We start from the raw sequence: 20738 nt of genomic DNA on the forward strand, positions 1-20738 counted from the left end.
ACTCCTCAGATGGGGTCGGAAGTGGGCTCGACGGAATCGCGCTCGACGGAATCGGCGAGCGCACCGAGGGTGACGGGGGTCGCGATCAGCCGCTCGGCGGGGGCGTACGGCTGGTCGCGGGCGGAGACGAGGCAGTGGACGGCGGGCCCGCACATGCGTCCCTGGCACCAGCCCATACCGGCTCTGGTCAGCTGTTTGACCTGCCGGTGATCGGCTGCCGCACCGTCGGCGCGGGCGGACCGGACCGCCCCTGCGGTGACCTCTTCGCACCGGCAGACCGGTGTGTCGTCGGTCAGCCACGCGGGCCAGGCCGGGGGCAGGGGGTGTGCCTGTGCCATCGCCCGTGCGAAAGCGCGGTGCCGGGCCACCGCCCTGCGCTCCGCGGCCGGGCGGCGGGTGCCGGGGCGGCCGGGGGCGGCGAGGTCGGTGAGCACCGAGACGGCGGCGAGGCGGCCCTCGCTCACCGCGAGCGCGGCCCCGCCCACGCCGCAGGTCTCCCCCGCCGCGTACAGCCCGGGCACCGTGGTGCGCTGTCCCTCGTCGACGGCGGCGGCCATGGTGCCGTCGCCCGCGTCGGCGAGGTCGCAGCCGAGCGGGAGGAGCAGGTCGAGCTGGGGGACGAAGCCCCAGCCGACGCCCACGGTGTCGGCCTCGATCCGGCGCTCGGTGCCCGGGAGCGGGCGCCCGTCGGCGTCCAGGGCGGCAGTGCGCACCACGGCGACCCGCCCCTCCCCTTCGGCGCCGACGATCGCGGTGCGGGTGCGGACCGGGACGCGGTGCCGGGCGAGGGCGCCCGCGTACCGGGCGCCCTCGGCCCACTTGGCAGGGTTGCGCAGCAGGGCCGCGGGCCGGCGCAGCCAGGCCGAGGGCGCCGCCGCCTCGCACACGGCGACGACCTTCGCCCCGCGGGCTGCGAGGGCGGCGGCGACCGGCAGCAGGAAGGGCCCCGTGCCGCCGAGGACCACCCTGTGGCCGGCGACGACTCCCCCGCCCTTGAGCAGCGACTGGAGTCCGCCGACGGTGAGCACCCCGGGGAGGTCCCAGCCGGGGAAGGGGAGTTGGCGGTCGTAGGCGCCGGTCGCCACCAGCAGGGCCGGTGCGCGCAGCTCGACGGTCCGCTCCTCGGGTGCCCGGCTCCGGTCCACGGCGTGAACGGTGAAGCCATCTCCGTCCTCGCCCCCGTCGCGGGCCGTGGTCCACACGTGGTGGTTCAGCAGCAGCGTGAGCCGCCCTGTGCGCTCGTGGGCGGAGAGGGTGGCGCACAGCGCCCGGTAGGTGCTCAGCCCGTGGTGCAGATCGGCGGTCGCCACGGCTTCCCGCGCGAAGAGCGGGGGATGACGCCAGAACTGGCCGCCCGGCGCGGCGCCCGAGTCGACGAGAGTGACCCGCAGTCCGCCGTCCAGAGCGGTGGCGGCGGCGGCCATGCCGGCCGGGCCCGCGCCCACCACCACGAGGTCACGGGGCTCATTCGGCGCCACGAGGTCACGGGACTCGTCCGCCACCACGGGATCGCGGGGCTCACTCGTCATCCGGAGGTCACGGGGGTCACGGGGGTCACGGAGGTCACGGGGGTCACTCATCGTCGGCCTCCCCGGTCGTGACGGCCATGCCCGCACGGGCCTGCACCAGGCAGGCGCGCTGACCGCCCGTTCCGTCGACGGTCACCAGGCAGTCGTAACAGACGCCGATCCCGCAGAAGATCCCCCGGGGCCGTTGCCCGCCCCGGGTCGTCCGCCAGGCGACCCGGCCCGAGGCGACGAACGCGGCGGCCAGGGTCTGTCCCGGTACGAACGGCAACGGTTCGCCGTCCACGGTGAACGCGTTCACTGCGGTCACTTGGGCACACCTCCGGGGTTGAGGAATCGGTCGGGCAGAAGGCCGGTGTGGGCGGCCGGGTCCGCGCCACGCCACGGGCGGCCGAGGAGCTGGGCGGTGACCAGGGCGCCGGTCCCGGGGGCGAGACCGATGCCGGCGCCCTCGTGGCCGCACGCGTGGACGACGCCGGTGACACGGGGGTCGGGGCCGATGACCGGCAGGTGGTCCGGGCAGTACGGCCTGAAGCCCCGGTAGGCGCGGATCAGGTGGACGCCGCGCAGGAACGGGAAGAGGCGACATGCCTGGGCGGCGAGAGTGGCCACCACGGCCGGGTTCATCGAGGTGTCGAAGCCGACGCGTTCGCGGCTGGCGCCGATCAGGATCGTGCCCGCGCGGGTGCCCTCGACGACGCACGAGGTCTCCAGACCCTCGTCGCTGGAGGCGACGTTGGCCACGTAGTCGGCGGAGTAGACCTTGTGCCGGATCATCGGCGGCAACGGCTCGGTGACGAGGACGAAGCCCCGGCGGGGCAGGATCTCGACGGGTGCGCCGAGGCGGCGGCCGACCTCGCCGCCCCAGGTGCCGGCGGCGTTGACCACGGCGTCGGCGGGCAGCACCGTGCCGTCGGCGGTGCGCACTCCGGTGATCCTTCCGTCGGTCCCGGTGACCGCGGCCGCGGCCTCGCCGGTGTGCGTCCGGGCCCCGTGCCGGACCGCGGCGCGCAGCAGTGCGGCCGCCGCGAGAACGGGCTGGACCTGGGCGTCCTGCGGGTAGTGGACACCGCCGGGGAGACCGGGCGCGCAATGGGGTTCGAGTTCACCGACGCGCTCGACGGCTTCGGTGCGGACGCCCGCGGCCGCCTGGCGCGCGGCGAACGCGTGCAGGGCGGTGAGGGCTTCGGGTGTGCTCGCGACGACGAGGCCCCCCTTGGTCTCGAACTCGACGGTCTCCGCGCCGAGTTCCTCACCGGCCTCCTCCCAGAGGTCACGGCTGAGCCGGGCCAGCGCCAGTTCGGGGCCGGGCTCCTTGTCGGAGAGGAGGATGTTGCCCTCCCCCCGGCTGGTCGTGCCCGCGCCGACGGGACCACGGTCGAGGACCGTGACGTCGAGCCCCGCCGCGGCGGCGTGGAACGCGCACGCGGCGCCCACGATGCCCGCTCCGACGACGACGACTTTCATGGCCCTCCTTAGTGCAATGTCACATGCCATTGCTTAGGCTATACATCCGGACGACCCGAGGACAACGCCACCGCCCCGGTGACTTTCACCCGGGCACCCGACGACGGCGCGCCGCCCACCGGCGCGCACAGGGAGACGCATCGCTGTGAACCCGACCGGAAACCCGCCCCTGCCCGGGGACCGGCCCTCGAACAGGCCCACCCCCCTGAACGACCCCACTCCCCCGCACGGCCCCGCCCCCCTGACCGGGAACGCGTTCCGGACGGAGAACACACCCCTGACCGAGAACGAAACCCCGACCGAGAACGCCATCCCGATCGGGCACTCGCTCCTGACCGGCAATTCACCCCTGACCGGGCACTCGCTCCTGGCCGGTCGCGAGGTCCCCGGCGCCGGCGAGGTCTGGTACGCGGTCACCGCCGCGACCGGCGAACCGTTCGGCCCCCCGCACCGGGACGCCTCGACGGAGCAGGTGGCCGAGGCGGCCCGGCTCGCCGCGGCGGACGCCCGCGCCTTCCGCGCCCTGCCGCCCGAGCGGCGGGCGGCCTTCCTCGACGCCTGCGCGGAGGAGATCGAGGCCCTCGGCGACGCCCTGCTGGAACTCGCCGCCCGGGAGACCGGACTGCCGCCGGCCCGGCTGACCGGTGAACGGGGTCGCACCTGCGGGCAGTTGCGCCTCTTCGCCGACCTCGTCAGGAGCGGGAGCGCCCTCGGCGCCCGGATCGACTCCGGCCCCTCGGGCACGGACGTACGGCTCCGGCGCGTCCCCCTCGGCCCCGTGGCCGTGTTCGGTGCGAGCAACTTCCCGCTGGCCTTCTCGGTCGCCGGCGGAGACACCGCGTCCGCGCTGGCCGCCGGCTGCCCCGTGGTGGTCAAGGCGCACCCGGCACACCCGGGCACCGGGGAGGCGGTGGCCCGCGCCGTCACGGCCGCCGCCGCGCGCACCGGCATGCCGGCCGGTGTGTTCTCCCTGCTGGTGGGCCGGGGCCACGACGTCGGGCTCGCCCTGGTCGGCGATCCGCGGATCACCGCGGTGGGGTTCACCGGCTCCCGGACCGGCGGGCTGGCGCTGATCGCCGCCGGGCGGTCGCGCCCGGTGCCCGTCCCGGTCCACGCCGAGATGTCCGCGGTCAATCCCGTGATCATGCTCGACGGGGCCCTCGCCGAGCCGGAGGCCGCGGCCGACGCGTACGTGGCGTCGCTGACAGCCGGCGCGGGGCAGTTCTGCACGAACCCCGGCCTCCTGCTGCTGCCTGCCGGACCGGCGGGCGACGCCTTCCTCGCCGCCACAGCCCGGGCCGTGAAGGCCACGGAGGGGCAGGTCATGCTCACCCCGGACATCGCCCGCGCGTACACCGAAGGCGTACGGCGGTGGGAGGACGTACCGGGCGTACGGGAGGTGGCGCGCGGCGCGGCCGGGACCGGCCCGTACGCACCGGCCCCCGTCGTCCTGGCGTGCGACGCGGCCACGTACACCGCGCACGGGGACCTCGCCGGCGAGGTCTTCGGCGCGGCCGGGCTCGCCGTGCGCTGGTCGGGAAAGAACGAACTCCACTCTCTGCTGGAGGCGTTGGAGGGCCAGCTGACGGCCACCCTGCACGCGACGGACGCCGACCGGACTACGGCCCTCGGGCTGCTGCCGGTGCTGGAGGAGCGGGCCGGCCGCGTTCTGTGGGGCGGCTGGCCCACCGGCGTCGAGGTCAGCCACGCGATGGTGCACGGGGGGCCGTGGCCGGCGACGAGTTCGCCCGGCACGACGAGCGTCGGCGCCCTCGCCGTCGAACGCTGGCTGCGCCCGGTCTGCTACCAGTCCTTCCCCGACGCCTTCCTGCCCCCCGAACTCCGCGACGGCAACCCCCTGCGGGTCCCCCGGCAAACCGGGGCGACGCTCACCCCGGGAGCCTGAACTCCGGCAGCAACAGGGCCTCGTGGGCGGGCCGCCCCTCCGTCGGGGGCGGCATGGAGCCCAGGGAGCGCAGCAGGGTGTTGCGCTGCTCCAGCGCCCGGGCGGTGGTCGGGAAGAGGGCGGCCTCGCCCTTGCCGACCTGATCCTGGTTCAGGGTCACGAACGCACGGGTGTCACGCTCGTAGGCGGCGAAACCCGCGGCGTGATCCCGCTCGGCCGCCAGCGATCCGGCGAGCATGTACGCGCCGACCAGGGCGAGGCTGGAGCCCTGGCCGGTGAGGAAGGAGGGCGCGTACGCGGCGTCGCCCACCAGCGCGACCCTGCCGCTGGACCAGCGGGGCATGCGGATCTGGCTGACCACGTCGAAGAACAGGTCGTCCGCGTCGCGCAGGGCGGCGAGCATGCCCGGGACCTCCCACCCCGCGCCGTCGAAGACCTGGGCGACCAGGGCCCGTTGGGCCTCCGGGTCACGGAACGCGTCGAACGGCGGTTCCGTGCGGGCGAAGTTGAGCAAGCCGTGCACATCGCCGTCGTCGCCGCCCACGTCGTACAGCACGGCGGCCCGGCCCGGAGCGTTCCACATCGCGGCCTCACGGACGAGCCCGAAGGCGTTGCGCAGGGTGAACCCGGCGAAGCAGTAACCGAGATAGCGGTGGAACCGCCCCTCGGGTCCGAACAGCAGCGCGCGGGTGTGCGAGTGCAGCCCGTCCGCCCCCAGCACCAGGTCGAACGTACGGCTGCCCGCCCCGCGGAAAGTGACGTCGACCCCGTGGCGGCTCTGGTCGAGGCTGTCGATGGAGTCGTCGAACAGGAACTCCACGTCGTCACGGACGGCCTCGTGGAGTGCGCCGGCCAGCGCCCCGCGTCGCACCTCCAGGTCTCTTCCCGCGACCCCGCCTGTGACGGCGTGCGGGTCGAGCGAGGCCACCTCGGAGCCGTCCTCGTCGAGGAAGGTCAGCCGGCGCAGATCGATGTGCGCGTCCCGCAGCCGCGGCAGGATCCCCATCCGCCGGACGACGTCGAGCGCGGTGCCGCGCACATCGATGGGATAGCCGCCGTCGCGGACCCTGCCCGCCTTCTCGACCACCGTGACCGCGAATCCGTAGCGGTTCAGCCAGTACGCGAGGGCGGGCCCCGCGATGCCGGCCCCGGATATCAGGACCGTACGCCCCCGTCCGGCGGGACCGTTCACCAACGTGTCGACGCGGGTCATGCCTTGACTCCTTTGCTCAGGGTACGGACGACGAGCAGGGACAGTGCCGTGACGGCTCCGGCCAGGACTAAGCCGACGACGTAGGCCGATTCGGCCGGGAGGTCCGACCCGGCGGGGTCCTGGCGGTGAGGATCGCGCCGCTGATCTGGACCCCCACGGCGAAGCCGATCACGCGCGTCACCAGGACCAGGCCGGTGGCGATGCCGGTGTCACCGCGGTCGACGGAGGTGGCGGTGCTGGTCACCAACGCCGTGACACAGAGCCCGTTGGCGAGCGCGATGAGCATCTTGCCGGCGACGAGATGCCAGACCTCGGTGTGTACGGCCGCCAGGCCGAGCAGGCCGACGGCCATGACGAGGACCCCGGCGGTGACCACGGCACGCGAACCGAACCGGCGCGTCCCGAACCCGCCGGCCGGCCCGGCCAGTGACGCGGCCACGGCCCCGGGCAGCAGGAAGAGGCCGATCTGCGTCGCGCTCGCCCCGAACCCGTACGCGTCGGCGGGTACCGCGAACAGCGCCGGGACGAGGTAGGCCGCCACCGACGTACCGACGCAGATCATGAACGTCAGCACGCACGCTTTCCACACCTCGGGCCGCCCCACCATGCGCAGATCGACCATCGGCGAGGCCGCGCGACGTTCGACGGCCACCCACCCGGCGGCGAAGGCTGCCAGCAGCACGAGAAGGGCGACGAGGACGAGGGGCCGCGCGACGATCTCGGGCGCCAGTGCCAGGACGAGCATGAGTGTGACGAGCGTTCCGCTCAGGAGGACCAGGCCGGGCCGGTCGATCCCGGCGCGCACCCGGCCGGCGCGGCGGATCCTGCGGCATCAGCCGGTGCACCAGCACGGTGGCCCCGATGACCGCGAACGTCGGCAGCGCGAACATCCAGTGCCGGGACAGCCCTTCGGCCACGGGTCCGGCCGCCAGCGTCCCCGCCATCGTGCCCCCCACGAACAGCCCGCTGACCACCCCGATGGCCACCTTGGACTCGCCCTCGGGGAGGTGTTCGCGCACCAGGATGAACGACAGGGGCAGCGCGCCCACCATCGCGCCCTGAAGTACCTGACCGAGCAGCAGTACCGGCAGGCTCGGCGCCAGTGCGGACACCAGGCCCCCGGCACAGACCACCGTCATTAGCCGGACGAGGACCTGTTTCCCGCCGTAGCGGTCGCCTAACTTCCCCGCCACCGGCGTGATCAGCGCGCCGGTGACGAGGAGCACGATGCTGAGCAACGCCCCTTCGGCGTGGCTCATGTCCAGCTCACGCCGTAGGAGCGGGAGCGTCGGCGTCACCACCGATTCCAGGGCGCCGGTGGCCGGCGCCAGCACCCCGAGGGAGCGGACGGCGGCTTTCCCGATGCGGAGCGGAGGAGCCGAAGTCGTGGTCATGGAGTTCCCTTCCGTCACGGCCCGGCGGGACGGAGCCGGCCGCGCGCGGAGCGACGCGCACGGTACTCACCGGACCAGAACTACACTACACCGTGCAGTGTAGGACGGTTAGGATGAGCCCATGCCGACCACCAAGACCCTGCGCGAGGGGTCCACGCGGAAGCGGGCCGCCATCCTCTCGGCGGCCCGGGAACTGTTCCTCGCCGACGGTTTCGACCGCTCCAGCGTCGACGCGGTCGCCGCGCGGGCAAAGGTGTCCAAGCGAACGGTCTACGACTACTTCGGCGACAAGCGGACCCTGCTGCGGGCGGTCGTCGACTCGGTCGGCCAGTCGCTGGTCAGCACGGTCCGGCGCACCCTCGACGACACCCTCACGGACCTGACCGAGCCCGCCGAACTGGAGGACGGCCTGGTCGCGTTCGCGCTGCGCATCGCGACCGACATGCTCGGCTCGGCGGAGTACACGACACTGCAACGCCTGGTCCGGACGGAGTCCGGCCATCTGCCGCAGCAGGACTACAACCCGATGGCGGACACCCCCGACGAGGCGATCGCGGAGCGGTTCGCGGCTTTCGCCGAGGCCGGGCTGCTGGACGCGCCCGACGCCCGGCTGGCGGCCGACCAGTTCCTCGCCCTGACCTTCGGCGTCGCACTGGACCGCCTCGGTTCCGCGAACGCCGCGCAGGACCCCCGCGTACGCCCACTCGTCGTCGAGGGAGTACGGACGTTCCTCCGCGCGTACCGGCCCGATCGGAGCGCGGGCGTCACGCCGTGACGTGGGCGGGTGCCACGGTCACGTCACCGAGGACATCGGTCCCTTCCCCAAGAGCCACCAGGTCACCGGCGTGCCCCTTGCTGTCGACCCCCGACCAGAGCTGAACGCGAAGGCGAGCGTGGCAGGGACCGCGGCCGTGCACGCACCGCACGGAACTCCGGCCCGAAGCGTGACGAACCGCGACCCGCTTCCTTACGCGACTGTGCCCACCTCGAACGAGGTGGGCACAGTCGGGCAGGCGCGAGACTCAGTGGGCGGCCTTGAGGCCGACCACGCTACCGACGATCAGCACCAGGAAGACGACCTTCAGCGCGCTGACCGACTCGTCGCCGGTGATCATGGCGTACACGACGGTGAGCACCGCCCCGATCCCCACCCACACCGCATACGCGGTACCGACGGGCAGATCCCGCATCGCGTAGGCCAAGCCGCCCATACTCGCGGTCAGTGCTACGGCGAAAACCAGGGACGGGGTGAGCCGGCTGAAACCTTCGGACTTGCCCAGGGCCGTAGCCCACACGGCTTCCAGAACGCCCGAGAGAGCAAGAATGATCCATGACATGACAGCCTCCAGTACGGGCCGTCTTGTCGCACACCGGGTACGGCACCCCTCGTCCGGAAGCCCCGTTCTCGGGCTCCAGTCCAACGTCGCACATCCGGTCGTGGTTGGCAACGTCGACCACGCATCACCGCACGTCACCGGGGTTGCTCGGGAAGGCGGGGACGTCGTGACGCGACCGCGGGGCTCCAGGGAGCCGGGCACCGGGATGGCAGCTCGCGGGGAAACCGGGAGGAGTTCCTTGCCCTCCATGCCGAGGGCCCGGCCCGCACGGCCCCAGTCTGAGAGGTCCGTGAGGCTGACACTCCCGATGTGAGCGTCAAGAATCTCCGAACGAGACCTTGAAGACGTCGCGGACGCAAGCGACTCCGTGATGATTCGCAGTTCAAGAGGCTTCGAGAGTCAGGCCCAGCACTCGACCCGCTCCACGGGGGAAACAGGTCGAGCATCTCACCCGAATAATAAAATTGCAGGTCAGGAGCCCTTTGCGACCGGCTCCAAAATCGCCACGCACTCCACATGATGCGTCCCAGAGAACACCTTGAGAAGCTGGAAACTGGGCAAAATCGCAGTTCAGTGTCCTTGTCGCGTCGGCTCACGGGAACTGTGTGCGTCAGAGGAACGTCACCAGATCCCCGCGTACGAGGCTGCCGATCAGCTCAGAGCCCATGATCCACGTCCTGTTCTAGGATGGCTCAGACCATCTCAGCGGCCCGACGGGCTTCCGCTCCACCTCAGTGGAACCGAAGGACATGCCCCCACCCGCACGAGCTACTTCGTGCTGCCTGGGGGCACTTCCTTGCTGTTCCGTGAGTCCGCGGCGTCGTTGGCCAACCGCACCCACCTTGAAGGACGGCTTGCCGAGCTCCTGAGCGAAAACTTCCTGCACAAACACCGTCATCGCCCCCAGCCGTCCGAGGTGCGTTCCTGGGAGCGCAGCATCCCGGCGCTCACCAACGCGCTGATCGAGGCCGGGCTCGGCGAAGTAGAGATGATGCTCGAGTACGCGCTGCCCCTCACCAGCAAGCGCGCGGACGTGATACTTGCCGGTGTTCATCCGAGTACCGGAGAGCCCTCGTACGTGGTGGTCGAGCTGAAGCAGTGGAGCGAGGCCCATCCCGAGGAGGACGATCCGCTGCTGTGCCGCATCGACGCCTACCCGGATCCGGTCCTCAACCCGATCGAGCAGGTGCGGGGCTACTGTGGCTACCTCATCTCGTTCAACAGTGCATTGGAACAAATCCCCGACTCGGTCGCGGGAGTGGCCTACCTGCACAACGCGACCGACTTCGGCGTGGCGGGGCTCCGCGCCGTCGTGGAGGACGATCGCGGCCGGATATTCACCGGCGACCAGCGCGGAGCCTTCATCGGCTACCTGCGCTCCAAGCTGGCGGCGAAGCCGGGTGCCGAGGCAGCCGATACCTTGCTGCAGGGCAAGGTCCGGCCTTCACGGCAACTGATGGCCGTTGCCGCCGAAGAGGTGCGCAATCGAGAGCAGTTCGTGCTGCTGGACGAGCAGCGGCTCGCCTACGAAACGGTCATGTCGGCCGTGCGACAGGCCCGGCGGTCCAACCGCAAGCAAGTCGTCGTCGTGGCCGGCGGGCCTGGCTCCGGCAAGAGCGTGATCGCCCTCTCCCTGCTGGGCGACCTCTACCGGCGTGGTGTGCCGGCTCTGCACGCCACTGGTTCGCAGTCCTTCACCAAGACGATGCGCAAGGTCGCGGGCGCCCGCAAGCCCGAGGTCCAACGGCTCTTCCGCTACTTCAACAGCTTCATGGAGGCGGAGCCGAACGACCTCGACGTGCTGGTCTGTGACGAGGCACACCGGCTCCGCAGGACCTCCGCCAACCGGTACACGAAGGCCACGCTGCGGACCGGCCGACCGCAGGTGGCGGAGCTGATGGACGCTGCCCGGGTTCCGGTGTTCCTGCTGGACCAGCACCAAGTGGTGCGTCCGGGTGAGATGGGAACCGTGGAACAGATCCAGGCGGCCGCGGCCGTACAGGGGCTGGACTGCACGGTGGTCACGCTCGACAGCCAGTTCCGCTGCGGTGGTAGCGACGCCTACCTGCGGTGGGTGGTCGACCTTCTGGGACTCGAAGGAACCGCGCCCACCCCGTGGGAGCCCGACGACAAGGTGCAGCTCTTGACCGCCGAGAGTCCCCAGGAGCTGGAGGGCTTCCTGGCTGCGCGACGGTCCCAGGACTACGGTGCGCGCATCTCCGCGGGCTACTGCTGGAAGTGGACGACGAAGGTCACCTCCAGCATGCACACCCTGCCCGCCGACGTGGTCATCGGCGACTGGGCCAGGCCGTGGAACCTCTTCGGCGACCGCGCCCTGCTAGGCGCCCCGCCGGCGCCCCTCTGGGCCACCGACCCTGCCGGGTTCGGACAGGTCGGGTGCGTCTACACCGCCCAGGGCTTCGAATACGACTGGTCGGGAGTGATCATGGGCCCGGACCTCGTCTGGCGAACCGACCGATGGGTGGTGGACCGAAGCGCCTCCAAGGACCCGTCCTTCACCAAGGCCACCCCTGACGAGGACGTGGACCGCCTGATCCGCAACACCTACAAGGTGCTCCTGACCCGCGGCATGATCGGCACGGTTGTCTACTCGACGGACCGCGAAACTCGCGAGAAGCTCCGCTCCCTGATCCCTTCGGCGCTCTGACCTCGCGAGCGCCAGAGCGCACCCGATGCGGGGCCGGTGCATGCCGCTGTGGAATCCACACCCTCCGCTGCGGCTCAGGAGATAACATGATCGCGCTGCGCACCTTTCCCGGAAGGTACGAGGCTGTGGTTCTTGAGTTCGCCGCAATGAGCTGCGAGCAAGGAACGGTTGTGCCCGTCGTGTGGTGACACACGACGTGAGCGTGGACGCCCGGTAGGGCTTCCCCCTGCCATTCCGATCTCACTGCTTTGGAGTGGCCATGACCTCGGTCGAGTGCAAGCGTGCGCGTCGTGAACGGATCCGCGAGGTCCTGATCGACATCGCCTCCGCAGTCGTCTCCAACCTGTTGGTGGCGGCCCTGATGGCGATCGCAGGTCTGCTCTTCTAGTGCGGGCCGGTGGCGGGCCCGGTGAGCCCGCCACCTCACTCATGCGTCGGCTCTCGTCAGAACAGCCTCATCTCCGGGGCCTGCGACCCCTGGTCCTTCTGGCGTTTCCCCTTGCTCTTGCCCCGCCCCCGATTTCGGCCTGGCCTCGGCAGGTGGGGTTTGCGTGCCTCCACGGGCAAGTTCTCCCAAGTGGGCCGCAGACCATGGATCTCGACGCTGCCCACGAGCTTCTTGAGATAGTCCCGGGTCTCCTGGTCCGTGGAGTAGAGCACGGTGGCACGACTGGCCCGGGTCATCAGCACGTGGTACGCGTGCCGGATGAGGCGCGCGAACCCGTCGGCATCGACGCTGCCGGCCTTCACCTTCGGGTCGAACGAACCGGGGTCCGAGACCCGCTTGACGCCCGGCTCCGCGGTCTTGAGTTCCTTGCCCCGCCGGAAGACCCACTCGTCACCTCGGCGAACCATGTCATCGCCCATGAGCACACCGCACCAGTCCCATTCGAGTCCCTGTGCGGTGTAAACGCAGCCGATCTGGCCGAGGCCGTTCTCGTGCACGGACCAGATCTTCGACGGTGGTGCGTCGTCCTCGCAGAAGCTGTCGCTGTCCGCGTTCCACGGCCGGAACCACTCGCCGATACGGACGTCGGCCTCCAGTCTTCTCTCCTTGCCCAGCGGCTTCGTCCACGGCCAGCAGTAGCCCGCGACCATACGCGCGGACGCACCGGCGAACGCTTCCGTGCGAATGATCTGTTCGAGTTCCTCCGGGGTATCCGCCACTTCGATGTGCATCAGTCCGTCAGGGCGCCATTTACCGGGATCCTCACCCGTCACGCCAAGCAAGGCCTTCACCCAACGGACGTAGGCGTCACTGCCCCCGCATCGAAACTGTTCCCTCAACTTGTACTCGACGACGAGAGCGTTGTGCCGTTCAGCCGCTTCCTTGATCAGAGCGACGGTTCCGACTTCGTTCGGTCTCACGGACTGTCCCTCGTCCAGGAAGAACACCGTCAGGCGGGAGGCAGCCAGGAGTTCGTCTACCTGCGGGCCCGTGCCCTGGTCCTCGGGTTTCCAGAATTGACTGGTTGACCGATCCCGGAGCCGGTGCGCTTCGTCGCAGATCAGCACGTCCAAAGGCGGGTCGGGCGGGGTGACGAACCCGCTGAAGTAGGTGAACGTCTCCCTGAACTGTCGATCCCCGTAGCCGACGTGTTCCTGAAGGGCGCCGTTGAAGGCCCGGCTGCCACTGGCGTATTTGACCGTACGCCCCTGGGCCTCCAGCTCTGCCTTGATCTGCAGGCCGATGGCGCTCTTCCCCGTTCCCGCCCCACCCGTCACGAGAAAGACCACGCGCCGTTCGTCCGGTACCAGGGCTGGATGGGCCGGATCCGGTAGAACCTTCGACGCGGTCTCCAGGACTTGGTACGCAACCTTCTTCTGCCGACCTCGCAGAGTGAAGACGGTGTCGGCTCCGCGCGACCAGATCATGGCATCGAGCAGCGGGGTATTGCGCAGGCCCATGCTCTGCAGCATTCTCTCGGCCATGGAGGCCGCGCCTTCCTCGGCGAAGTTCGTCCTGAGATCGGACAGCAACCGCTCGCGCCGGTCACGCGTGTACACGCGGGCGTAGGATCCAGTCGGCGCATCCACACCGATCAGACTGCGTACGGATTCATCGGTGGCGTTGTGCAAGTACGCGAAACCGCCGCATTCGAAGTCTGCGCCCTGAAAGGGACCCCGGGGGCTAGTGAACGCCTCGTAGTACGACTCCAATTGGAGCGTCGGATGCTTCTTTCCCTCTTCGATGCCCGGCACGTGGAAGAGTTCCGCGACCGCCCTTTCCACCCGACTCACGGTTGACCAGCGCTTCAGTTCGACCAACTGGACGGAGGGCACGTGACGTTCCGGATGGCGGCCCACCAGAACGACGTCGATGAGGCGGGGATCACCGGGACAGACCGCCTCGTCGATCGTGGCCGCACATTCGACGATCATCTCTACGTTGCCCCGTCCCGCCGCGACCAGGTCGTTCGCAAGGCTCACGAGGCTCTCCGCCCATGCGGAACGCTCCGACTCCGAGGCATCCGCTCCCCGGAAGTACCGCCAACGGGCGGCAAGGTGCGGCACCATCCGGTCTCGCGAATCAAGTGTGAGCAGATCCTGCGCCGACAGTCGCAGAAGGAGCATGGACACGAGGTGGTTCCCCCAGGGCACGAGTGACTCGTGCGGGTGGGGGCATGTCCTGTCCAGGAAGCCCGTCGGGCCGCAATTCGGTTGGGGTGATCTTAAACAGGCCCCGGCCTGCCGAAATACGCCGCCCCGGCTGTCGGCCGGAACCGTGACGCTCGTGGCCGGATCACGCGATACGCGTCACCGGTCTCCCTTGAGGGCCGTCAACATGGAAATTGACGGCCCGTCCCATGCATCCTCATGGCCCAGCGATCGAAACGAATCGCACGGGTTGGGCCAGCACCGCTACCGCAGGCCCCGAGCCGGCGAGGCGCGCGGAAAGTGTTGCCTCCGCCAGCCTCGGCGGCAATGCCTCTGCGAACTTCAGACCTCGTACGGCCCGCTCATCGACCGCTGGAAGACAGAGCCGGCCCGCCGCACCTGCGGTGCGGCTCTTCCAGGAGGCGGCCGTCACGTCCTCACGCAGCCGGATCCAGTCGTTGACGCGCTGGCCCGGCACCGCCACCTCATCGAGGGTGGCCGCCAGTGTGGCGTTGGCCCGGTGCCCTGCCCATGTCCACCAGCGTGTGAGGCCGTCGGTGTCCCGGATGATGAGTGTGCCTCCTGGATGAACGCGTTCCAGGAAATGCCCACGCGCTTCATTCAGGGACCGGACCGCCCGCTGTGTGAGTCTGACCGGCAGATCTGCCCCCAGTAGCACTTCGCGTACCGCCCGCGACACTTCGAACGATGCCCCGGGGCCGAAGCCGGCGCTGCTCCACTTCGCCTTTCCACCCCCGTCCACAGGCTCCACGAAGCAGCGCTTCCGCCGCCAGTCGACGTAGGTGACGAGCCAACTCCGCCCGGCGAGCAGCAGGCGGCGCGGACCGTTCACCCGCTCGGTGAGCAGCGGTCCAGGCCACTGCCGCCTTCGTCCCTCCCGTACACGCGGATGCGCTGGACCTCGTCCAGGTGGCTGACGAGGTCGGGTGCCGACAGGAAGACAGCGGGCTCGATCCGCGGAACGACCCGCTCATCCATCCCGAGCTTGCGGGCCGCCCAACGCAATTGGCTACGGAGCTCCTTCGACTTGAGGTCGTTGAAGTGCAGCGGGTTGTTGATGGTCCGCGTGCGGTCGGTGCCGCGGAAGTTCCAGGTGGATCCGGTGTTGTGCAGCTCTCCGGGGTGGCTCTTGATCTCGACCAGGAACAGGCCGGCGGGGACCGCGACGAGGAGATCGCACTCGTTGATCCTGCCCGAGTGTGCGGTGAACGAGAAGGTGGCCCAAGCCCGGTAGGGCTCGGCCGCAGGCAGCAGTCTCCGTACGTGGTCCAGCGCCTCCTGCTCCCAGGCGTAGGGGGAGGGACGGTCCTGGAACCACTGCTGGACGGGCTTCGGCGGGCCGGGCTTGGGTACCGGCTTTCCTCCCGCTGCTGTCACTTTCCGGCCTCCATCGCACCCCGCGCCCAACCAGACGGGCAACCCACCTGGTAGAGCCTAGTGACCTGAGTCAGAGGTTTGGCGTTAGTTGGTTATGAGTCGTCCGGGGCCGAAGATTCCGCCGTTGTCACTGACCGATGCTCAACGGGGGGTGTTGGAGGGCTGGGTGCGTCGGCGGACGACCGCGCAGGCGCTGGCTCAGCGGTCACGCATCGTGATGGAGTGCGCGGAAGGCCACTCGATCATGGAGGTGTCCCGTCGGCTGCGGGTTGCGCCGGACACCGTCCGCACCTGGCGGCGGCGCTTCCTGGAGAACGGCTTGGACGGCTTGTGCGACGAGCCCAGGCCGGGTGTCCCGCGGAAGATTACCGACGCGGATGTGGAACGAGTGATCGTCAGAACGCTCGAGGAGACACCGAAGAACGCGACGCACTGGTCGACGCGCTCGATGGCCGCCGCGACGGGCATGTCGCAGTCGACGGTATCCAGGATCTGGCGGGCGTTCGCTCTGGCCCCGCACCGCTCGCAGACCTTCAAGCTCTCCACCGATCCGTTCTTCATCGACAAGGTCCGCGATGTCGTCGGCCTCTATCTCGACCCGCCGGAGAGGGCTCTGGTTCTCTGCGTGGACGAGAAGTCGCAGATCCAGGCCCTGGACCGGTCCCAGCCGGTCCTGCCGATGATGCCCGGGGTTCCCGAGCGCCGAAGTCACGACTACATCCGCGCCGGCACCACCACTCTCTTCGCCGCCCTGGAAGTCGCGACGGGCAAGGTGATCGGATCGCTCCACCGCCGCCACCGGGCCGTCGAGTTCAAGAAGTTCCTGGCCAAGCTCGACAGGGAAGTCCCGGCCGGCCTTCAGGTCCACCTGATCCTCGACAACTACGCGACGCACAAGACGCCCGAGATCAAGAAGTGGCTGCTGGCACACCCGCGCTTCCACCTGCACTTCACACCTACCAGCGCGTCGTGGCTGAACCTGGTCGAGCGGTGGTTCGCCGAACTCACACAGAAGAAGCTCAAGCGCGGAGTACACCGCTCCGTCCAGGCCCTCGAACGCGACGTCCGGGCCTGGCTGGCCGCCTGGAACGACCAATCCAGGCCCTTCATCTGGACCAAGCCAGCCGACGAAATCCTCGACAAAGTCGCCGCCTACTGCCACCGAATCTCTGACTCAGGTCACTAGCGCGCCTTCCCGAGACCACACGGTGTGCATGGTCATGCACAGATCCCTGCGATCAGGCGCTGTCACGCTTCATCAGCTGCTCGATGGCCGCCAGCACCTGGCCCACAGCCTCCGACTAGCCGGACAGCGCCGCCAGCGAAACCGACGGCCAGCCCTTGAAGCCCTTCGTCCGTTGCGCCGTGAGCTTCTGCTGAAGTCCGTCCACGGCCGGCAGGGCATCCGCGAAGGCAGACGTCGCGTCGCTTCCCAGATGGTGGGTGATGGACCCGAAACTGAAGGCGAGATCGTCCTTGGCCGGATCCTCGCGCAGTGACAGCGTCCAGACGGGAACCTCCCTGCCCGAGGCCGGAAAGTAGACGGAGAAACTGGGGTACGCCGCTCCGTTCCCCACAGGGCGCCCTGCCGCCTCCGCGTGATCAAGCAGCGCGAGGGCAATCTGCCTTTGCTCCGGGCTACGGCTCTCCAGCGCCGCGTCCATGTCGGCCCGCGTCCACTTCCGGCCCGCCTGCCCGGACCTCGACTGCGTCTTGTTCGCTGTGGCTACCTCGCCGTGGACTCTCGGGACCAGCACACGGTGATCACCGCTGCCCCTGTACTGGGTCAGCTCGACCGCGTAGACATCGGTCTGCCGCAACTGCCGGTTCAGGAACTCGACGATGGCCCTCAGTTCCAGGGGTATCCGGTCGGCCACGAAGAGCAGCCGCATCCGCCCGGCGGCGAGCCGCTCCTCGACCGTCGCCCAGAACTCCTCGGGGGACTGGCCACCCAACAGCTCCTGGTAGGCGTAGGCGTCCTCAAGGTGCCGCCCGTCCATCGCGCAGGTTTCCTCGAAGGTTCTCTGGAGCAGCGCAGCAGGCCAGTAACGCACCGCGTTGGCTGCGTAGTCGAGCATCTGGCCCACGACTTCCCGCCGTATGCGTGTGTCGGACGCCCGCTTGACCTCCACCAGGGTCGGCACCCCGTCCGCGTCCACGAACAAGTGGTCCAGCCAGTACGTGGAGCTGTTCTCATTGCTGGTGGGGACCCTCATCTCTCGCGCTACCAGCACGAGCCGAAAAGGCCGACCGTCAGCGAGCGAACCGAAGTCCAGGATCCGGGGGTGGCGCGCCAACAACGCCTGGAATTCGGCCTCGGTCTCGAAGGCGGCTGGCTCCAAAGCGTTCAGTCCCTCGCCCAGCAGAAACACTGGTTGTTCGGCCACTTCCATCCCCATCCCCTGAACATCGATCACCACTGCAAGCAGGCTTATCAGACTGCGCTGACAGCCGCGCATGGATCGGTCATGGCCACAGGTCCGCATCGCCGTCACGAAGGCCGGGCAGCAGCACGTCGAGGACCGCCTCTTCCTCGACTTGCACGGCGAGTTACAAATCGGCCTGCTGTAGATCCGTGCCCCAGGGAGCCTCGGCCGGCTGTCCTGCGAGTGGCAGGATGTCAGGCCGCCGCTCGGCCGATGCCCGCTGCGCCGACATGAGCACGCCGAGAGAAACCGGACTGGTCAGTGGCTGTTCACGCTCCAGGCGCCGACGTATTCCCGTGGCAGCTTCACCGACCCGACCGAGCCAAGCTCCTTGGCGGCCCGGGGCTTCCTCCCTTCTTACGCCTGCTGTTCGGCGGCATGCGCAACCACGTCGGATCAGATGCGGCCTGTCAGTGGGGCCTGGTACACCTGAAACTGCAGCAACCCACGGATCATCTGCAGAATATTTTGTGGCATAAATTCGTGTACTCTCTGGGGAGTTGAAATCGCCAGGGCTGGAGGTGGATCGTGCACGACCGTGGCAGCTCAGTGGCAGATCCCTCCATGCTCACACTGGCCCGCGACTCGCGCGGCTGGACACAGTCCGACCTTGCCGACGAGTTGTCACGACTTGAAGGAACCCGTATCACTCAGGGGTACGTCAGCCGAGCTGAAGCGGGCCGCATCCCCGTCAGAGATGGACGCGTGCAACTGTTCGCCGACGCGCTCCGCTACACCGCCGACCTACTGTGCCGCACTTCCGAAACTGCCGGGGCAAGCGTTGGGCTGATCCATCACCGCAAGCGCGCCTCCATGGGGGCACCTGCCCTGCGTCGGATCCACGCGACGTTGGCACTTACCCGCCTCCAGGTGGAGTCTCTGACCCAGGCGGCAGACTTCCATCGGCGTATCCAGTTCCGGCGCATTGAAGTCAACGACTTCGACACCTCTACGGACGCGGCGGAGACGGTGCGCGAGGAATGGAGTGTCCCCGCGGGCCCCGTCGATGACATGGTCGCCCTGCTCGAAGGCGCCGGCGCACTGGTCGTGGTCCGCGACCTCTGCACTACCGCGCTCGATGCGGTGAGCCAGTGGCCTGCAGGCAAGGCACCGCTGGTGCTCCTCAACTCCAATGCTCCCGCTGACCGTTCCCGCTTCAGTCTCGCGCACGAGCTGGGTCACCTGGTGATGCACGACGAGCCCGGCGAGGCACGCGTACAGGAAGATCAGGCCAACCGATTCGCCGCCGCATTCCTCATGCCCCACGACGCCATCCTGCCCGAGCTGAAGCCAGGCATCGACGTATCGCGCCTGCTAGACCTCAAGGCGCGGTGGGGGGTATCGATGGCAGCTCTCATCAGACGAGCCATGGACCTGGGCGTTGTCAGCGAATGGCAATACCGCACGCTCATGGTTGAGTTGTCCGCCCTGGGATATCGCACCAACGAGCCGACCACGATCCGGCGCGAAACCCCGCGCCATCTCGCTCAAGCCGTCACACGGCTTGAGGAGCAGCTCCACCTCAGCCCGACCGAGACAGCCCACCTGGCGGGGCTGGGTCGCGAGGAGTTCCACGAGATCTACGTGTGCGCTTCTTCTCCGTCCGGACACAAGGATGTGCCGGACTCTTCTGCGAGGTGATTCATGAGCAACACCCCCTCCCCGCGGCGGCGACCGCCCGCCTTGAAGACTCTGGACCACACCGTTGCTGCCCTGCCTCTTCTGCAGGGACGGGTACTGCTCCATGAAAACGCCCTCAACCTTCCGCGGCCGCGCCACGCGCTGGATGACGATTTCAGCGGCGTGGTGATGACCGGCGCCAAGGCCGACGAGCGCGCCTTCCACCTTCGCAGCACGGCGAGTTACGAAGGCACCCTCCTGATCGACAGCGCCCCCTACACAAGCTACGTCGCGACCGTAGACGAGCCGTTCATGGTGCCCACCGACGAGCTCTTCGCCTCAGTGGACACCTCGCTGGCCTTCCAGAAGGCACGCGGAGCGAGCGCGGCACTGACCCCGACCGGCTACATTCCGCCCTCGGACTCGAAGACGCTCAAGGCAGTAATACGCGAGGCCAACAAGATCGAACGCGCCGATACCATCGTGACGCTCCCGATCGACGTCATGTGGCTGAACCGCGAGAACATCGGTCAACTCATCGCGGTCTGCACGAAGATCCGGCACCCGAAGTCCATCATCCTGTGCGGCCAGTTCGACCCGCTAGAGCAGGCAAAGGGCATCCCGGCCAATCTACGTCGCCTGATGAATGAGGTCGCGCACATGTCGCTCCTCCGGACTGACCTGGCAGCACTCGATGCCATCGCGCATGGCGCCTTCTGTGCCGGCGTCGGTGTTCAAAGCTCCCTTCGTCACGCGATCCCGCCCGGCGAGAAGGCGCAAGTCGGCAAGCCTGGGGGCCCCATATATCCGAACGTGCTGATGCCGGAGCTCATGTGCTTCAAGGGCGCCGCGTCCCTCGCCAGGCTGTACAGCAACGTGGATCCCGCGACCTGCTCCTGCGAGGAGTGCGGTGGGCGTGGTCTCGATCGCTTCTTCCTGCCGGATGGCGATACCCGGCGCGAGGCCGACAATCACACCGTCCTCACATGGAGCGACTGGGCCACCGAAATGGCCGGCTACCAGCCAGGCACTCCGCGCAAGTCGTGGTGGCGCGACAAATGTGCGGCCGCGATCGACCGCTACGCGTTGGAGAACCAACGCATCGGCTTGGGCGCCAGCCCCAGGTCCGGATTCCAAGCGCCCGCGCCGCTCAAAGCATGGGCGACACTCCCCGTCACCCCGTAG

The 20738-nt window shown here is 69.1% G+C and carries 16 protein-coding genes, 1 pseudogene and 1 riboswitch; of the genes and pseudogenes, 7 read left to right on the forward strand and 10 right to left on the reverse strand.

Translation table 11 applies throughout. The features are described 5' to 3' along the window. Positions 1–5: 5 nt before the first annotated feature. Genes AC3CH1_RS07085 through AC3CH1_RS07095 form a run of 3 tightly spaced genes read right to left on the reverse strand, consistent with a single transcriptional unit; the run spans position 6 to position 2993 of the window. Positions 6–1580 carry an FAD/NAD(P)-dependent oxidoreductase gene (locus AC3CH1_RS07085; RefSeq protein WP_488462082.1) on the reverse strand — a complete coding sequence of 525 codons (1575 nt, stop codon included), beginning with the start codon at positions 1578–1580 and terminating at the stop codon, positions 6–8. After that, positions 1573–1827 (reverse strand): (2Fe-2S)-binding protein, encoded by a 255-nt coding sequence (locus AC3CH1_RS07090; RefSeq protein WP_488462170.1) that lies wholly within the window; start codon positions 1825–1827, stop codon positions 1573–1575. Before AC3CH1_RS07090 ends, AC3CH1_RS07085 begins: the two co-directional genes overlap by 8 nt. Positions 1828–1832: 5 nt before the next feature. Beyond that, positions 1833–2993, reverse strand: coding sequence for an NAD(P)/FAD-dependent oxidoreductase (locus AC3CH1_RS07095; protein WP_488462083.1), 1161 nt, complete (start codon positions 2991–2993; stop codon positions 1833–1835). Between the two features lie 145 nt (positions 2994–3138). On the opposite strand from AC3CH1_RS07095, the gene AC3CH1_RS07100 reads away from it, so the two are divergent. Next, on the forward strand, positions 3139–4899 hold the full coding sequence (locus AC3CH1_RS07100; protein ID WP_488462084.1) for an aldehyde dehydrogenase (NADP(+)): 1761 nt from the start codon (positions 3139–3141) through the stop codon (positions 4897–4899). Here the strand turns inward: AC3CH1_RS07100 and AC3CH1_RS07105 are convergent. Together AC3CH1_RS07105 and AC3CH1_RS07110 are read right to left on the reverse strand one after the other, a co-directional pair. Next, the gene (locus tag AC3CH1_RS07105) at positions 4883–6112 is read right to left on the reverse strand and encodes an FAD-dependent monooxygenase (RefSeq protein WP_488462085.1); all 1230 of its coding nucleotides are present in this window, start codon (positions 6110–6112) and stop codon (positions 4883–4885) included. The two genes, AC3CH1_RS07100 and AC3CH1_RS07105, sit on opposite strands and share 17 nt — an antisense overlap. Continuing rightward, a pseudogene (locus AC3CH1_RS07110) lies at positions 6109–7506 on the reverse strand (MFS transporter). Before AC3CH1_RS07110 ends, AC3CH1_RS07105 begins: the two are co-directional and overlap by 4 nt. A gap of 121 nt (positions 7507–7627) precedes the next feature. Between AC3CH1_RS07110 and AC3CH1_RS07115 the strand changes: the two are divergent. Further along, positions 7628–8281, forward strand: a complete 654-nt coding sequence (locus AC3CH1_RS07115; protein ID WP_488462086.1) for a TetR/AcrR family transcriptional regulator — start codon at positions 7628–7630, stop codon at positions 8279–8281. A 247-nt stretch (positions 8282–8528) separates the two neighbouring features. On the opposite strand, the gene AC3CH1_RS07120 is transcribed toward AC3CH1_RS07115, so the two are convergent. Then, positions 8529–8843 carry a DMT family transporter gene (locus tag AC3CH1_RS07120; protein WP_488462087.1) on the reverse strand — a complete coding sequence of 105 codons (315 nt, stop codon included), beginning with the start codon at positions 8841–8843 and terminating at the stop codon, positions 8529–8531. Positions 8844–8855: 12 nt separating this feature from the next. Further along, a riboswitch (guanidine-III (ykkC-III) riboswitch) is annotated at positions 8856–8922 on the reverse strand. A 717-nt stretch (positions 8923–9639) separates the two neighbouring features. Here AC3CH1_RS07120 and AC3CH1_RS07125 point away from each other — a divergent pair. Next, on the forward strand, positions 9640–11511 hold the full coding sequence (locus tag AC3CH1_RS07125) for a DNA/RNA helicase domain-containing protein (protein ID WP_488462088.1): 1872 nt from the start codon (positions 9640–9642) through the stop codon (positions 11509–11511). 259 nt (positions 11512–11770) lie between these two features. Continuing rightward, a complete protein-coding gene (locus AC3CH1_RS07130) occupies positions 11771–11899 on the forward strand; it encodes a DUF6408 family protein (RefSeq protein ID WP_266397138.1) in 129 nt (42 codons plus the stop codon). A 56-nt stretch (positions 11900–11955) separates the two neighbouring features. Here AC3CH1_RS07130 and AC3CH1_RS07135 read toward each other — a convergent pair whose 3' ends face one another. The 3 genes from AC3CH1_RS07135 to AC3CH1_RS07145 all read right to left on the reverse strand — a co-directional run bounded on the left by AC3CH1_RS07135 (position 11956) and on the right by AC3CH1_RS07145 (position 15507). Then, positions 11956–14085: a DUF2075 domain-containing protein gene (locus AC3CH1_RS07135; RefSeq protein WP_488462171.1), complete on the reverse strand. Its 2130-nt coding sequence runs from the start codon at positions 14083–14085 to the stop codon at positions 11956–11958. Between the two features lie 241 nt (positions 14086–14326). Beyond that, positions 14327–14962: a hypothetical protein gene (locus AC3CH1_RS07140; protein ID WP_488462089.1), complete on the reverse strand. Its 636-nt coding sequence runs from the start codon at positions 14960–14962 to the stop codon at positions 14327–14329. Further along, positions 14959–15507: an NERD domain-containing protein gene (locus AC3CH1_RS07145; protein WP_488462090.1), complete on the reverse strand. Its 549-nt coding sequence runs from the start codon at positions 15505–15507 to the stop codon at positions 14959–14961. The genes AC3CH1_RS07140 and AC3CH1_RS07145 overlap by 4 nt, the downstream gene beginning before the upstream one ends. Before the next feature lie 94 nt (positions 15508–15601). Here AC3CH1_RS07145 and AC3CH1_RS07150 point away from each other — a divergent pair, with 94 nt between their 5' ends. Next, positions 15602–16693, forward strand: coding sequence for an IS630 family transposase (locus AC3CH1_RS07150; protein ID WP_488462091.1), 1092 nt, complete (start codon positions 15602–15604; stop codon positions 16691–16693). 115 nt (positions 16694–16808) lie between these two features. On the opposite strand, the gene AC3CH1_RS07155 is transcribed toward AC3CH1_RS07150, so the two are convergent. Beyond that, the gene (locus AC3CH1_RS07155; protein ID WP_488462092.1) at positions 16809–17927 is read right to left on the reverse strand and encodes a hypothetical protein; all 1119 of its coding nucleotides are present in this window, start codon (positions 17925–17927) and stop codon (positions 16809–16811) included. A gap of 570 nt (positions 17928–18497) precedes the next feature. Here AC3CH1_RS07155 and AC3CH1_RS07160 point away from each other — a divergent pair. Then, positions 18498–19574, forward strand: a complete 1077-nt coding sequence (locus AC3CH1_RS07160; RefSeq protein ID WP_488462093.1) for an ImmA/IrrE family metallo-endopeptidase — start codon at positions 18498–18500, stop codon at positions 19572–19574. A 3-nt stretch (positions 19575–19577) separates the two neighbouring features. Next, the gene (locus AC3CH1_RS07165; protein WP_488462094.1) at positions 19578–20738 is read left to right on the forward strand and encodes a hypothetical protein; all 1161 of its coding nucleotides are present in this window, start codon (positions 19578–19580) and stop codon (positions 20736–20738) included.

The organism is Streptomyces sp. MGP-P1 (assembly GCF_057766565.1).